General features: G+C 42.5%; 13 protein-coding genes. 11 read left to right on the plus strand and 2 right to left on the minus strand.

Annotated features, from left to right (window positions below):
• The first annotated feature begins 75 nt into the window (after positions 1-75).
• From AC58QG_RS15120 to AC58QG_RS15160, 9 genes are all read left to right on the plus strand, one after another.
• Positions 76-1,923, plus strand: a complete 1,848-nt coding sequence (locus AC58QG_RS15120) for a GH32 C-terminal domain-containing protein (protein ID WP_497362951.1) — start codon at positions 76-78, stop codon at positions 1,921-1,923.
• Positions 1,924-1,974: 51 nt separating this feature from the next.
• Positions 1,975-2,880 carry a carbohydrate ABC transporter permease gene (locus tag AC58QG_RS15125; RefSeq protein ID WP_497362952.1) on the plus strand — a complete coding sequence of 302 codons (906 nt, stop codon included), beginning with the start codon at positions 1,975-1,977 and terminating at the stop codon, positions 2,878-2,880.
• Between the two features lie 19 nt (positions 2,881-2,899).
• Complete coding sequence (locus tag AC58QG_RS15130) at positions 2,900-3,736, plus strand: carbohydrate ABC transporter permease (RefSeq protein ID WP_497362953.1); 837 nt, start codon at positions 2,900-2,902, stop codon at positions 3,734-3,736.
• Positions 3,737-3,768: 32 nt separating this feature from the next.
• Positions 3,769-4,746: a PfkB family carbohydrate kinase gene (locus tag AC58QG_RS15135; RefSeq protein ID WP_497362954.1), complete on the plus strand. Its 978-nt coding sequence runs from the start codon at positions 3,769-3,771 to the stop codon at positions 4,744-4,746.
• Between the two features lie 35 nt (positions 4,747-4,781).
• Positions 4,782-6,299, plus strand: a complete 1,518-nt coding sequence (locus AC58QG_RS15140; RefSeq protein WP_497362955.1) for a glycoside hydrolase family 32 protein — start codon at positions 4,782-4,784, stop codon at positions 6,297-6,299.
• Between the two features lie 237 nt (positions 6,300-6,536).
• Complete coding sequence (locus tag AC58QG_RS15145; RefSeq protein WP_497362956.1) at positions 6,537-8,324, plus strand: sensor histidine kinase; 1,788 nt, start codon at positions 6,537-6,539, stop codon at positions 8,322-8,324.
• Positions 8,317-9,933 (plus strand): response regulator transcription factor, encoded by a 1,617-nt coding sequence (locus AC58QG_RS15150; protein WP_497362957.1) that lies wholly within the window; start codon positions 8,317-8,319, stop codon positions 9,931-9,933. Before AC58QG_RS15145 ends, AC58QG_RS15150 begins: the two co-directional genes overlap by 8 nt.
• A gap of 192 nt (positions 9,934-10,125) precedes the next feature.
• Positions 10,126-11,061: an ABC transporter permease gene (locus AC58QG_RS15155; protein ID WP_497362958.1), complete on the plus strand. Its 936-nt coding sequence runs from the start codon at positions 10,126-10,128 to the stop codon at positions 11,059-11,061.
• Between the two features lie 24 nt (positions 11,062-11,085).
• Positions 11,086-12,048, plus strand: coding sequence for a carbohydrate ABC transporter permease (locus AC58QG_RS15160; protein WP_497362959.1), 963 nt, complete (start codon positions 11,086-11,088; stop codon positions 12,046-12,048).
• 76 nt (positions 12,049-12,124) lie between these two features.
• Here the strand turns inward: AC58QG_RS15160 and AC58QG_RS15165 are convergent, their stop codons facing one another.
• Positions 12,125-12,283 (minus strand): hypothetical protein, encoded by a 159-nt coding sequence (locus AC58QG_RS15165; protein WP_497362960.1) that lies wholly within the window; start codon positions 12,281-12,283, stop codon positions 12,125-12,127.
• A 1-nt stretch (position 12,284) separates the two neighbouring features.
• Between AC58QG_RS15165 and AC58QG_RS15170 the strand changes: the two genes are divergently transcribed.
• On the plus strand, positions 12,285-13,652 hold the full coding sequence (locus AC58QG_RS15170) for an ABC transporter substrate-binding protein (RefSeq protein WP_497362961.1): 1,368 nt from the start codon (positions 12,285-12,287) through the stop codon (positions 13,650-13,652).
• 36 nt (positions 13,653-13,688) lie between these two features.
• Complete coding sequence (locus tag AC58QG_RS15175) at positions 13,689-14,597, plus strand: phytanoyl-CoA dioxygenase family protein (protein ID WP_497362962.1); 909 nt, start codon at positions 13,689-13,691, stop codon at positions 14,595-14,597.
• 162 nt (positions 14,598-14,759) lie between these two features.
• Here AC58QG_RS15175 and AC58QG_RS15180 read toward each other — a convergent pair whose 3' ends face one another.
• Positions 14,760-15,512, minus strand: a complete 753-nt coding sequence (locus tag AC58QG_RS15180; protein ID WP_497362963.1) for a helix-turn-helix domain-containing protein — start codon at positions 15,510-15,512, stop codon at positions 14,760-14,762.
• Positions 15,513-15,521 lie beyond the last annotated feature (9 nt).

Genomic DNA, 15,521 nt, shown 5'->3' on the forward strand with positions numbered 1-15,521 from the left:
TATTGAAATCATTCTTCTCTCTGACTCGGTACAATAGCGATACATCAAAATAGACAACGAGTAGAAGGAGGAACCATGCTGAAGAAATTAGGGTTATGGGTGGCAGGTAGCGCCGCGATCATACTTATGGGTTGGGGAGTGACGTCTTTGGTAACAGGTGATGGTAAATCGAAGGACTCAGCGGAGGAAACAGCATTCTCTTATGCGAAGGATCCGACTTATTATACGGAAAAGTTTCGCCCGCAATATCACTTATCACCGGAGACTGGCAATATGAGCGACCCAAACGGGATGGTGTATTTTGAAGGGGAATATCATCAATTCTATCAAAATAGCGGCCAATGGGGCCACGCGGTAAGTCGGGACTTGATTCACTGGGAGCACCTTCCGGTTGCGTTAGCGCGGGATTCACTCGGTGAGATCTGGTCGGGCAGCGCAGTTGTCGATGCGAAGGATTCGAGCGGATTCTTTGGCGGTAAGGCGGGGCTGGTGGCGATATTCACGCATTTCAAAAGAGGGCTGCAGTCGCAGAGCATTGCTTACAGTACGGATAAAGGCCGGACATGGACGAAATATGAAGGAAATCCGGTGATTCTGAATGCTGGCTTGAAGGATTTTCGTGATCCCAAAGTGATCTGGCATGAAAAGACGAAATCATGGGTTATGGTGGTGTCAGCAGACAACCGTGTTCAATTCTATATTTCGCCGGATTTGAAAATGTGGAAGTTCGCGAGTGAGTTCGGAAGCGATCAAGGCTCGCACGCAGCGGTTTGGGAGTGTCCAGACTTGTTCGAACTGCCGGTTGAAGGTACGAAATCGAAGAAGTGGGTGCTAACCCTAAGTGTCGGCAGTAACAACACGACCAAAGGCTCCACTGCGCAATACTTCGTCGGCACGTTTGACGGGCAGACGTTCAAGAATGATAATCCACCGTCAGATGTACTTTGGACGGATTATGGGAAGGACTTCTATGCCGCAGTATCCTACTCGGACATTCCTTCCAAAGACGGGCGTCGCATCTGGCTAGGATGGATGTCCAACTGGCGTTATCCGTTCGCGATGCCGACGGGGGCTTGGAAAGGCAATATGTCTATCCCGCGAGAGCTTGGATTGAAGAATATTCCGAATAAAGGCTTACGCTTGATTCAGGAGCCGATCAAGGAATTGCAGATGCTGCGCGGTAAAGAAGTGATGGTGATCAAGCAGCAGATAACAGCAGGAGTTAATCCTTTTGATGCTCTAAAAGGAACTTCGTATGAATTAATATCGGAGCTCTCCGTTCAGCCGAATAGCAAGATGGAATTCCAGCTGCGCAAAGGAACCGATCAAGCAACGAAAGTTAGCTACGATGCTGAGACAGAAAAGCTAACGATAGACCGGATCCATTCGGGCTTCACCTCATTCGAGAAGGGATTCGCCGAGCAAATGTCGGCGCCGCTGAAACTGAGGGATGGCAAGCTGAAGCTCCGCTTTTTCGTAGATGAAAGCAGCCTTGAGGTATTTGCCAATGATGGTGAAGCTGTGGTATCCAGCCTTATCTTCCCGGATCCTACGAGCAATCGGCTGGAACTGACCGTGTCCGAAGGCAACGTCACGCTAGATAAAGCGCAGTTTTATCCCATGGGGACAGTATGGCGTAAGGAAGATGTGAATAGTACCACACAACAAAGAGTAGTCCTGAACAAAACTACGCTTGATGTACCTGTGAACGGTAGCCAGTCTATAGAAGTTTCTGTAGTTCCGCTCAGCGGGCCACAGGAGTTGAAGTGGATGTCTAGTGACGATGGAATCGCGACGGTATCTGCAACAAAGAATGGTGCACAGGTTAAGGGTATCAAGGCTGGTCAGGCCGAGATCAAGGCGACTAGCCAGGATGGGAATGTCGTGTCGAGCCTTCAAGTTTATGTTTTTGCTGGCAAGTAATAGAGTGGATTGGAGTGAGGGTAGGTGGCTACTGTAGATACTGTTGAAACAATGAAAACTATTAGATTAGTCAAACCAAAAACGCAAAGCTTTCGCAAGCATGAGCAGGCAACGGCCTTCTGGTTTATTTTCCCGGCGATAGCCTTGCTGCTAGTCTTCGTGTTCTATCCTATGCTGCAAGCTTTTCTGATCAGTTTCAAAAATTATTCCTTAGTCGGCGCAGGTGATGTGTTCGTCGGTATGGACAATTATGCGCACCTCATGAAGGATCGAGCCTTCTTTAATAGCTTGAAGCATTCTTTTTATTTTGCAGCTATCGTGATTCCGATTCAAACGAGCATAGCCCTTGGGCTTGCCTTGTTAATTCAGAAGAAAACCACGACAGCCGGGTTGTTCCGAACACTTTATTTTATCCCAGTTATTGTATCGACAGCGGTGGCGGCTACGGTGTTTAAGCTCATTTATAACAAAGAGTTCGGCCTCCTGAACAGTGTGCTCAAAGCGCTTCATTTGCCAGTCACAAGTTTTCTATCCGACCCGAAAAGCGCGATGAACGGTATTATTGTGCTCGGTATTTGGAAGGGCGCTGGGTTCTTTATGATTATTTTCCTAGCAGGGTTAAACAATATTTCACCGGATCTCTATGAAGCGGCCAGAGTGGATGGCGCATCGCGGATTCAGCAGTTTGTCAAAATCACACTTCCGCTGCTTAATCGGACGATGGCCTTCGTGGTCATCATGACGACGATCGATGCGATCAAGCTCTCCGGATTAGTCTTCGTACTGACTAATGGCGGACCCAATAGCTCAACGGAGACAGTAGTTTTCTATATTTATAAGCAGGCTTTCACGCAAATGAGGATGGGGTACGCGACAGCGGCGGCTTTTGTACTCTTCGCGATTGTACTGACGATTTCGCTGGTTCAAATGAAGCTATTTAGTAAAGATAATGATTAACATCTAGGAGGGACTCGCTGTGAAAAGGTTAACGAACATTGTCACCATAATCGTGATGGTTGTGATCGCTCTAATTTCTGTCGCTCCGATCCTATGGATGGTTACTGGCGCTTTTCGGCCATACCAGGAGCTTTTCAAATACACATCGCTGAATATTCACTTAATCGTGCCCGTAGAATGGACATGGAAGAACTTTCATAACGTTATCTTCAATACGCGAAATCCGTTCCTACGCTATATCTGGAATACATTGCTCGTGGCTTCGATCGTAACGATGCTGGTGCTGATCATCAATTCAATGGCGGCATTTGCGTTCGCGAAGCTTAGATTTCCTTTCAAAACAATCGTATTTGCCTTATTTATGTCGGCTATGGTTATTCCAGGTGAGGTCACGCTCGTACCTAACTATTTATTGATGCATGATTTGGGCTGGTTAAACTCGTACAAAGCACTGATTATACCTTCGATGTTATCCGTGTTCGGCATCTTTATGCTGCGCCAATTTTTCGCTGAGGTTCCGAACGAAATGATGGAGGCCGCCCGTATTGATGGAGCGAGTTTGCCGCGAACTTTTGTAGCCATTGTACTTCCGGCCGCCGTGCCTGCATTAATTACGCTAGGACTGATGACCTTCCTAGGGAACTGGGACTCTTATCTGTGGCCGCTCATTGTGATCAATGATCAGAAAATGCAGATGATCCAAGTCGGGATCTCCACGTTTTCCTCGAATGAGGGGACGGATTGGTCCAAGGTGTTGGCGGCGAATACGTTGTCTACCGTTCCGATTTTACTGCTATTTCTATTTTTGCAACGCTACTATATTCAAGGGATTACGATGTCAGGAATTAAGGGTTAACTTGTTAGTGTAAAAAGAAAGGAGTTTATGGCATGAATTACGATGTAGTTGCGCTTGGGGAGTACTTGATTGATTTCACTCCAAATGGTCGTTCTGAATCGGGACAGCCGTTGTTTGAACGTAATCCGGGAGGAGCACCGGTGAATGTGGTAGCTGCATTGGCGAAGCTAGGCAAGAAAACAGGGTTCATCGGTAAGGTGGGCAGCGACCCGTTTGGTTTGTATTTGCGAGAAGCTTTGCTCGACATGGGTGTGTCAATTCATGGGTTAGTTAAGACGGATGAATGTCATACGACGATGGCTTTCGTTCAGCTGAATGCAGAAGGCGAGAGGTCATTTCATTTCGCTAGGAATCCTGGTGCGGATCAGTTGTTAAGAGCGGATGAGATCAACACGGCGATGCTGGGGGAGACGCGAATTTTTCACTTTGGGTCGATTTCAATGACGGCAGAGCCTGCGAACACAGCGACTTTGAAGGCTGTTCAGATTGCAAAGGAGCATGGTGCGCTTATTTCTTATGATCCGAACTGGCGGCCTTCGTTGTGGCGAGATGAGGAGCATGCGCTTGAGACTATTCATGTTGGTTTAAGCCAAGCGGATATAGTCAAGGTTTCTGAGGAGGAGCTTGCCTTCTTAACGGATGAGCAGGAACTTGAGAAAGCAGCGAGACAGCTGGTTGATCATTATGGGATTAGCTTGCTTTTGGTTACAGCAGGAAGGGCTGGTTCTTTTTATCGGATGAAGGATTGGTGGGGCAAGGTAGAGAGCTACTATGTTCAGACCGTGGATACGACTGGTGCTGGGGATGCCTTTTTCGGCACATTGTTATATGAGGTTCTGGAGATGGGGAAGCCACTGCAGGATTGGCAGGAAGAGGATCTCCAAGTCGTATTGCGTTGTGCAAATGCGGCAGGGGCGCTGGCGACAACTAGGAAGGGTGCGATTCCATCGCTGGGTACGATAGAGCAAATTCAATCGTTAATGCGTGATGGACATAAATCAAATGTATAGAAGTTGTGGCGTAAAAACGAGGGGGATAAATTAGGATGAGTAACCAGAGAGAATCGGAACAAGCTCAGAAGCAGGGTAATCAGCTCCACATGGACTATGTGAAACAAGCAAATCAAGTATTAGAACAGGCCGCCGAGTTGGTCGTGGATGATAACTTTAGGCTTGGCTATCATTTTATGCCTCCGGCAGGCTGGATGAATGATCCTAACGGACTGATTTATTGGAACGATGAGTACCATGTCTTTTATCAACATTACCCCTACGAGTCCAAATGGGGACCGATGCACTGGGGGCATGCCAAAAGCAAGGATTTAGTTAACTGGGAGCATCTTCCTATTGCATTGGCGCCTTCAGAAGAGTACGACAGTGGCAAAACTGGCGGCTATGGCTGTTGGTCGGGGAGCGCAGTCGATGATAAAGGTGTTCTTACCGTAGTCTACACGGGGCATGTGGATGGGCGGACGCCGATGGAGGTTCAGTGCATTGCGTCGAGCAAGGATGGGATTACTTTTAGAAAATCAGAGGCTAATCCTGTAATTGCCAGTGCACCTGAGGATGGCAGTTTCGGCTTCCGGGATCCGAAAGTTTGGCAGCATGAGGGTCAGTGGTACATGGTGCTCGGTTACGGCAAGGATGGCCTAGGCAAAGCATTAATGTACACATCATCTGATCTTTTGTCATGGTACTATCTAGGTGTCACGGCGGAAAGCGATGGGACGATGGGGGATATGTGGGAGTGTCCTGACTTATTTCCACTAGGTGATGAGCATGTACTTATCATTTCACCGATGAATATGGGTGCAACAAAGACGATGTATCTTATGGGCAAGCTAAGCTATGAAACGGGGAAATTCGATTATAATTATGCAGAGCGGCTGGATTATGGGTTCGATTTCTATGCACCGCAAACCATGGTGGACGGGAAGGGACGGCGCATCCTGATCGGCTGGATGAACATTTGGGGAGCTCAAATGCCAGAGCAAGAACATGGTTGGATGGGGGCATTCACCCTTCCACGCGAGCTGACACTTGCGGATGATGGCAAGCTGCGGATGCAGCCTGTGGCGGAATTGCTTATGCTACGTAAGGCGCATATCCGGTTGAATAGGCGGAGAATTGAAGCAGGAGAAATTATATCAATAGTGGGTGTTCAAGGGGATCAACTTGAGATTATTGCGGTATTTAACACGGCAGAATCGGAGGGAGCGTTCGGACTTCAACTTCGATGCTCAGAGGATGGCGCCGAGTACACAGAGGTGTCCTACTCGGTGGCAGAGGGGACTCTTCGTGTTGATCGTACTCATTCGGGTGCAGGTGATTCGGGTGTGAGTGAAGTGCAAGTAGCTCCGTTGGAGGATGGCAGCATCAGGCTGCAGCTTTTTGTGGATCGCTCTTCGGTTGAACTGTTCGCGAATAACGGAATCAAAACAATTACGAACCGCATCTATCCGAAAAGAGATAGCCTTGGTATTAAGCTTTTTGCTAGAGAAGGTGGAGCTTGTATGGAAGGGTTAGATGTGTGGGATTTAGCAGTGGATAGGAAATTCGAATGATTAATAAATGTAATCTCTTAGAGCAGTTGTCGCAGAAATTCCCCTGTGATGACTGCTTTAACTTTTTTCTACTCAAAAGGATCATAAAACCGTCAGCATAGTCATTTTTCTATATGTTGGAATATGCAATTTAAACATATAATTGAGAGTGGATAGCGCGATAAGAGGATTAAGTAAATTAACACTTTCCTATGACATGTTTTTCCAATAGAATGAATTTAAAAAAGAGGTAGCGGAATGCTTCGTAAAAAAACATTGCAATTCAAATTCGTTCTTGGTTTTTTTATCGTTACAGCTCCATTAATCTTTTTTCTATTTTACAATAATTTTTATTCGATGAATGTCGTTCGAAATGAAGTTTCGCAGTCATACTATGATCTTCTAGAATCAAAAGTAACCTTGCTGGATCAGACGTTGGAAGATACGAGCAATTATATTTTACGACTAGGTACAAGTGATTTTTCTTATACGAATTTAATTCCTCTTACGCTGTATCCCATGGATAGCGGCGAATATTTCATGGCCAAACAATGGTTTTTAAGAAAATTCAAGGATGATCTTAGTATTTATAAAGGAATCGATACGTTCTTTGTTTATTCGAAGAAAAATAATGATATGATCACGCAACAGAATACCTATGAAGATGTTCAAAAATTCGAAGGCGTCTTGCATTCGTTTTTTCAAGACAATAAGAATATTGATTTTCTCAACTGGCAGATCATGTCTTGGGAACATAAAAACTATTTGGTACGAGTCATTGAAATCAGTCCAAAGGAAATTAATCGAGAGCTTTATGTTGGTGCAGTGATTGATATCGAAAGTTTTTTGCGTCCTCTGCAGTTGCCTAACCGTGGACGCAATTGGAAAGAACTCCTTCTTATGTCCAATGACGGGAAACCGCTGCTGCCAACTTCATTATCCATGGATAATGTAAATGAGATTGTCAATAAATGGAGCCATTCCGACTCGAAATATGTCTCGTTTTCAAATGCTGCGAGTGGGACCAAGTATTTGCTTGTTGGGTTCCCTTTTCAATACGCGACAATGAGTCTGTCGGTCATCATTCCTGAAAAAGTTTTGCTTCAGAAGCTGCTTTATTTTCAACGTTTGCTCTTCTTGATTCCCTTAGGATTGCTCATTGTACTCATTTTTTATCTTTTATTTGTAAAGCAAGTTGTTTTGCTGCCAATGAATATACTCATTAAAGGGATGCGTCGAATTACCCGTGGGGATCTGGATGTTAGACTAGAAGATAATTCGACCACAGAATTTTCCTTCTTAATCGAAACATTCAACAAGATGTCCTCCCAAATTCATACGTTGAAAATTAATGTATACGAAGAAATGCTTAAAGCGCAAAAAGCTGAATTCAATCATCTACAGACCCAAATTAACCCGCATTTTTATTTGAATTCCTTAAATATCATTTTCAGCTTATCCTTGCTAGAAAAAAATAACTTGGTTCAAGAAATGACCAAACATTTGGCTAATTATTTTCGCTTTATTACTCGGGCTCATCGGGATACGATATTACTTTCCGAAGAGCTTGGACATATCGAGCATTATTTAGAGATTCAAAAACTGCGTTTTCCCAATAAATTGTTGTTTGATATATCCATGCCTGAGGCGTATTCGCAGAATAGCGTTCTTCCCTTAATGATTCAACCCTTTGTGGAGAATGCGATTATTCACGGAATGGATAAAGGAAAGGCCATATTTCATATTGAAATAAAGGTACAGCCATCGGTAGGCTCGCCAGACTGTTATGAGGTACTCATTATCGATAACGGAAAGGGAATTCCAGCGGATAAGTTGCAAATGTTTCAAACGGGTCAATATACGGAGGGATATGGTTCTGGTGATAAGCATCTTGGCATTTGGAACGTTCACCATCGTCTACGAATAAAGTATGGCTCACAAGTGAAAATTTTGTTTGATAATGGTGTTGAGAAAGGAACTATCATCCGCTTAATCATTCCTATTCAACTTGTCACAGCAGATCAAGGAGGCAGTTTGGATGTATAATTTGTTAATCGTAGATGATGAAGTGTATGCCGTAGAGGCCCTTTTAAAAGGGGTTAATTGGTCTGATCTGGGGTATAGTGGCGTTTATTGCGCGTACGATGCCGAAGAAGCTATGGAAATAATGCGTACTGTCAACATTGATATTATGCTTAGCGATATTGAGATGCCCGGAAGTAACGGACTTGAATTGGTTGATTGGGTGAAAGAACATTACCCGTTAATCGTTACTGTCTTCCTGACAGGGCATGCGGATTTCTCTTATGCACAGCAGGCTGTTCGCTTAGGAAGTTTCGAATATTTACTTAAGCCTGTTGATATGGTTCAACTGCAGCAAGTGATGCATAAAGTTCTAGACAGGCTAATGGAAGTGAAGAAGGTAGATCAATTTGATGAAAGTTACCAAATGTATGTCAAGCTGTGGGAGAAGCAGAAACCACTGCTGACAGAGCGGTTTTGGCAAGACATTCTATCTCAGCGTGTAATTCCGAATTCTGAGAACTTGAAAGAGTTGCTTCCATCCTATAATCTTTCATTTGACCCCAATACGCTGATTTTGCCAATTCTACTTAGTGTAGAACTTTGGAATAAAGAGTTTAGCTTGCGTGATGAAGAAATTATGGAGTATGCGCTTCGCAATGCCGCGGCGGAAATGTTTCTCAAAACAATGCAAGGAGATGTTATTCAAGATCGGAATGGCATTCATCTCATCCTGATCCATTTGAAAGCGCATACAGACCTGCAAATGAACGAATTACACACGATTTGTTATGATTACATTGAAGCATGCGCACAATTATTTTATTGCAGCTTGTCTTGTTACGTGGGGAAGCCTGTTCATATCAAGGAGTTAAGTGAGAATTATCATGCTTTACTTGATTTGGAAGCGTGCAATATTACCAATATGAAGGTTGTTCAATTTCAACACGGGCAAGCAGCGAACTCATCGGATCAGAAAAGATCATCCGTTGTTATTGATTGGATGGACTGGGCGGTATTATTTGAACTTGGTAAAAAAGAAGAGCTCTTGAGCAGAATGGAAGCCGTCTTGACAGGGCTTCAAGATCAGACGATCACATCTGAAACCATAGATGTTTTGTATCATTCGGTGCTGCAAATGGTTTATCAGGTTTCGCATAAAAGAGGTTGGTCCGTAAAGGAATTCATCGGTTCCAAAAAGTGGGTTGGCGAGGCATCGGCTACACGTTCAATCGTTCAATTTAAATTGTGGGCAACACGTATTATTACAGCTGGAGTCGACTATATCCATTGCCAAGAGCTGGACAATTCATCTTTAATCGAGAAAATCAAACACTATGTTCATGCCAACTTAAAGGATGCGACCAGAGAAAGCATTGCTTCTTATGTTTACTTGAATTCTGCCTATTTATCACGGTTGTACAAAAAAGAAACAGGGCAAACTTTGATGGATTATATCATCTATGCCAAAATGACAAAGGCCAAAACCATGCTGACTGAAACGAATATCAAGATAAGCGACATTTGCGAAGCTATGGGTTATGATAATTTCTCTCATTTCGCAAAAATGTTCAAGAAACAAGTAGGTATTAGCCCACAGGAATTTCGCAAGCATTACCAACATATAGGTTGACTCCATAAATAAACCCTTGAATGAATTTATTAATTCATCCAGGGGTTTATTTATGTTTAGAAGATGATTTCTTATCGATGTTGATTGTCATAAAACCGTCAGGGTGGTCATTTTAGTTCGTAGGAACCGTGATTTAACTGCTTTACAATAAGGATATCGGAAATGTTCGACTTTGGAGGGGAGGTGATTACGATGATTAAAAAATCGAGAAAAGGATCATTCTTGAAAAATATATTCAAAGAGCGGTATCTGCTTCTGATGTTGTTACCGGGCACCATTTATTTAATTTTTAACAATTACATTCCAATGTTCGGGACGGTTGTTGCGTTCAAAAGTATTAATTACGCGTTGGGTTTTTGGAAAAGTCCGTGGGTGGGCTTTGATAATTTTAAGTTTTTGTTTAATTCAAGTGACGCTTGGGTGATCACCCGTAACACAATCTTATATAACCTAGTATTTATTGCATCAACCTTGTTCTTTTCCGTTACCTTCGCCATTTTATTGAATGAACTAAGAAATCGGTATTTATCTAATGTTTACCAAAGTGTTATGTTTCTCCCGTATTTTTTGTCGGCTGTCATTGTTGGTTACTTAGGTTTCTCATTTCTGAGTGAGGAGTTTGGATTCCTAAATAAAAACATTTTGGCCCCATTGGGTATTCAGCCGATTTCCTGGTACAGCGAACCCAAATATTGGCCCTATATTTTACCCATCGTTCATATTTGGAAAAACATTGGTTATTCAACGGTTATTTATTTAGCCGCAATCGCAGGTATTGATAAAGAATATTATGAGGCTGCAATTACCGATGGAGCTACGAAATGGCAGCTAACGATGAAGATCACACTTCCATCCATTAAGCCGATGATGATCATTCTAACACTGCTAGCGATCGGTCACATATTAAATGCGGATTTCGGATTATTTTATCAATTGCCGTTGGATGCAGGGGCATTATACTCGACGACAAATGTCATTGACACCTACGTTTATCGCGCATTGCTCCGATTAGGGGATACAGGGATGTCATCAGCTGCAGGATTATACCAAGCTGTAGTCGGTTTTATACTTGTTCTTAGTGTGAATTATCTAGTTCGTAAAATAGATAAACAAAACGCACTCTTTTAGTAAAAGGTAAAGGAGATTGTGAGCTTGGATACATCCATTGCTACGAAAAAGACTTTACATGAAGCGTCTAGCATGAAAAGAACATATAAAGATCCGCATGCAATTTCAAATAAAACAAACGTCATGCTCAACATCTTTTTCCTGTTCTACAGTTGCTTAAGTCTCATGCCAGTGTTACTCGTTGTATCGGTTTCGTTTTCGGATGAAAAGTGGGTAGCGCTTGAAGGTTACAAGTTAATTCCTCAGAAATTCAGTTTGGCTGCTTATCAATATCTCTGGTTTGATATACACAATATTATAACAGCTTACGGGATCTCAATATTCGTAACCCTTGTAGGTACAATTGCTGGCTTATTAATCACGGCGCTCTTTGCTTATCCGTTATCAAGGAGTGACTTCCGTTATCGCGGATTATTCTCCTTCATCATTTTCTTTACAATGATCTTCGACGGCGGTCTTGTCCCCTGGTATTTGGTTTATGCGAATGTTCTTCATATGAAAGATACGATATTTGCTTTAATTATCCCTGGATTATTGATGAATGCCTTCTTCGTCATCATTATGAGAACATTTTTCCAAACGACGATCCATCCTTCCATTATTGAGTCGGCTAGTATGGACGGGGCAAGTGAAGGTAGGATTTTTGCGCAAATTGTGTTGCCGTTATCTCTTCCTGTTCTTGCGACGATTGGATTGTTCTACTCCCTTGGTTATTGGAACGGTTGGTATAACAGCCTAATATTTATTAACAATGACAAAATAATAAATCTCCAGTACATGATGTATAAGGTTTTAATCAATCTTCAGTTTTTAATATCGAATGCGCAGGTCGCCTCTGGCATCAGTTCATCCGAAATCGCCAAGGTGCCGAATGAAACGGTTCGAATGGCCATGTGTATTATTGGAACGGGCCCGATGATATTTGCTTACCCCTTTTTTCAAAAGTATTTTGTAAAAGGTTTGACCGTTGGTGCTGTAAAAGGCTAATTCCAGTTATTGGCTGGTTAGTATATAGTAGAAATATACTTAGGAGGTCAAGTATGAAAAATACAAGGAAAACCGTTCAATTATCCGTGGCAACATTGCTTTCTGTATCCGTTGTAATAACGGGCTGTAGTACCAAAAAGGAAGAGGTAATTGCAAGTGCAACGCCTATTGCGAGTACGAAAGTAGAGACGGCCCAGCCGTCCAAGAAACCTGAGCTGGCTCCGTATACGATCAAGATGGTCGTACCTGGTTCAGGTTCACCGAAAGATATAGATTTGGTGAATCAGGAAGTCAGTAAATACTTGAAGGATAAAATCAATGCTTCCTTTGAATTAACAGTGATCGATTGGGGAAGCTGGCAGGATAAGGTCAATTTAAAATTTGCGTCTAGTGAAGCATTTGACTTGTTACAAACCATGAATTGGGATAACTTTGGCACGAAAATTCAGCAAGGCAATATTATTGATATGACTGCACTCATAGAAAAAAATGCACCGGATCTCAAAAAAGTGATTAATCCAGTCTTGCTGGATGGATCTAAGGTTAATGGCAAACAGTATGGTTTACCCATTAATAAAGAAATAGCTAGTCAAGCAGGGTTTATGCTGCGCAAAGATTTGGTTGATAAATACCAAATTGACCTTACTAAAATTAAAAAAGTGGAAGACCTAGAGCCGATTTATCAAATGATTAAAGATAAAGAGCCCGGTGTTGTTCCCTTATATTTGAATAAAGATACGAGCATCGATTGGGTACTGAACCCATTAAATTATGAGGATTTAGGCGATAGCAGTCCTGGTTCGGTGGTGAGAGGAGCCAAGGATTTCAAAGTTGTTAACGCATTTGAAACCCAAAAAGCAAAGGATCAAATGGATTTAGCCCGTAAGTGGTATTTGGCAGGTTACGTCAATAAAGATGCAGCAACAATAGGGGATACGACTGGGGCACTAAAGGCAGGGAAGGCATTCTCTTATGTACAACAACTTAAGCCTGGTAAAGATGCCGAGGATAGTTTGGCTTCCGGTGTCCAATGGATACAGGTGGAATTAACAAAGCCGATCGTTAGAACATCGGATACGACTGGATCCATGACATCGATCTCCAGAACCTCTAAAGATCCAGATCGCGCTATGATGTTCCTAAATTTACTTTATACAGACAAATATTTAGTCAATCTGCTCGCTTTCGGAATAGAAGGAAAGCACTTTGTTAAGAAAAGTGACAATATTATAGACTTCCCTGCAGGCGTAAATGCTACAACATCAGGTTATGTTTTGAATGGCGCATGGATGTTCGGTAACCAATTTAATGATTATCTTTGGGCAAATGAAAACCCGAAAAAGTGGGAGAATTTCAAAAAATTCAATGAATCTGCCGAAACAGCAAGTGTACTCGGATTTATTTTTAACCCAGAACCTGTGAAAAATGAGATTGCAGCCTTTAATAATGCGAAAAAAGAGTTCGAACCTGGTTTATTTTCAGGCACCGTTGATCCCAAAGAATATTTACCTAAATATATTAATAAATTGAAAGCGATCGGTGTGGATAAGATTATTGCCGAAAAACAAAAGCAACTGGACGAGTGGGTCAAAACAAAGAAGTGAGACATTAACAGATCTTTTAGTTCGAGGTGAGCTAGTATGTTTGAGAAAGTGTTAAGTTTGGATCAAATAGAACAATTTAAGGAACTCGGCTGGGTAAAGGTAAGTGGCGCTTTTCCACGAGAAACGGCGCTTGCTTGTCAACAGTTCCTATGGGGAAAGCTCTCCGAGAGAGGGGTTAATCAAGACGATCCTTCCACTTGGAAAAAACCTATTATTTATATGCAAGAAGCTTATCGAAGTCCTGAGTTTGACCAGTGTAATACAGCACGAATGGCTGATGCGATTGAGGATTTGATCGGGCCGGATCGCTGGAAAGATCGTGGTGTGTACGGGATCGATGAGGTTCAATCGACGTGGGGCTGGTGGCCGGTCAATTTTGCTCTAGGGGCTGACAAAGAGTGGGATATTCCTACAGATGGCTGGCATTGGGATGGAGCTCATTTCCGCCATTATGTCGATAGCCCGGAACAAGGACTTCTGTGTCTATGTATTTTTTCGGATATAGGTCCTCGTGGTGGTGGCACTTTAGTGCTAGAAGGCTCTCATAAGTTAGTAGCTCGGTTTCTATCTCAACACCCAGAGGGGATGGAGTCTCAAGCAGCAATTGATCTCTTAAATAGTCAACACCCGTACTTATCGGAATTGACAGGATTGACGAAGTCATCGGGTGAAAGCACGGGGAGCAGAATTGAAAAATTTATGAACACGTGGCATACAGATGCTAATGGTATAGAATTGCGGGTTGTTGAGACTACAGCATCCACAGGTGATATCATACTATGTCATCCCTTTCTTTATCACACAGCATCTCAGAACCACAGTGGAATTCCTCGCTTCATGTGCAATAAGACAACACCGTTGAAAGAGCGTATGAATCTGAATCGCAGTCATGAAGTGGATTATTCGCCTTTAGAAATGAGTATACGGAATTCGTTGGGTTTTTGAATTGAATAGGTAGGTGAATAACAGGCTGCTGTGGTCAAGCTGGAAGATGATGATCAATATAATTTAACCCTACGGTAAACCGTAGGGTTTTTGAGTTTTTTGTTTCTGCGTAATTGATTATTATTGTTATTCGAGCAGGCGAAAGGAATACATTTGCCTTTACTATGGCTTATAAAAATAACTCATATAAGCAGATGGTGATTCCCCAATTGTTTTCTTAAAGACCCTGCTGAAATAATAAGGATTTTTATAGCCTAATCTCTCGCTTATCTCAGATACATTGAGAGAAGTGTTTCGCATCCAATCGATCGCTTTGTTTATTCTTAACTTCGTATGCGCCTCAATAATACTAAGTCCAGTTTGATGTTTAAAGGTAGCCGATACATAACTATAATTTAAATTCAAATGGCTGCTTAATTTGGCAGAATTAAAGTCCTCGTCCGTATGTTGCTGAAGAAAAGTCATAACTCGCCCAGCAACAGTTTCCCCTTTGCCAGTGCCCCTTGTAGATTTGCTATGTTCTTTCATAGTTTTATGCAGCTCCAAAAACAGCTCGTAAACATGAATGCTCAGTTGAACCATTCCATGTTCAGAAGGTTTACCAAAGTCATCAACTAACATTTGTAATCTGTTTTCTAATGTTCGATGAAAAGGCGAAGTTCCATGCTTTGGCATAGCGAATCGGTAGGCATAGTGATCAGGATAAAAGAAATCAATTTCGGGTAAAGGGGATTGCTCTTTATAGGAAGAGTAGTTATATATAGGTGAATTAAAGTGTACCCAAAACCATGAAGTTCCTGGCAGTGTTTCAGGGCGTCCCCAATGATGAAGTCCTTTTTTCAGAAACAAATGTTCCTTCTCATTAATGATATATTCCGTGGTTCCTTCAACGACTTGCATACTGCCTTTGGTCACAAAAACAAA

Source organism: Paenibacillus sp. J22P169, from assembly GCF_059691995.1.

What these genes read in the sequence shown, in the direction of transcription:
- AC58QG_RS15155 (WP_497362958.1), top strand. Translation starts at nt 10,126, where the DNA reads ATGATTAAAAAATCGAGAAAAGGATCATTCTTGAAAAATATATTCAAA.
- AC58QG_RS15120 (WP_497362951.1), top strand. Translation starts at nt 76, where the DNA reads ATGCTGAAGAAATTAGGGTTATGGGTGGCAGGTAGCGCCGCGATCATA.
- AC58QG_RS15125 (WP_497362952.1), top strand. Translation starts at nt 1,975, where the DNA reads ATGAAAACTATTAGATTAGTCAAACCAAAAACGCAAAGCTTTCGCAAG.
- AC58QG_RS15175 (WP_497362962.1), top strand. Translation starts at nt 13,689, where the DNA reads ATGTTTGAGAAAGTGTTAAGTTTGGATCAAATAGAACAATTTAAGGAA.
- AC58QG_RS15145 (WP_497362956.1), top strand. Translation starts at nt 6,537, where the DNA reads ATGCTTCGTAAAAAAACATTGCAATTCAAATTCGTTCTTGGTTTTTTT.
- AC58QG_RS15150 (WP_497362957.1), top strand. Translation starts at nt 8,317, where the DNA reads ATGTATAATTTGTTAATCGTAGATGATGAAGTGTATGCCGTAGAGGCC.
- AC58QG_RS15140 (WP_497362955.1), top strand. Translation starts at nt 4,782, where the DNA reads ATGAGTAACCAGAGAGAATCGGAACAAGCTCAGAAGCAGGGTAATCAG.
- AC58QG_RS15170 (WP_497362961.1), top strand. Translation starts at nt 12,285, where the DNA reads ATGGTCGTACCTGGTTCAGGTTCACCGAAAGATATAGATTTGGTGAAT.
- AC58QG_RS15135 (WP_497362954.1), top strand. Translation starts at nt 3,769, where the DNA reads ATGAATTACGATGTAGTTGCGCTTGGGGAGTACTTGATTGATTTCACT.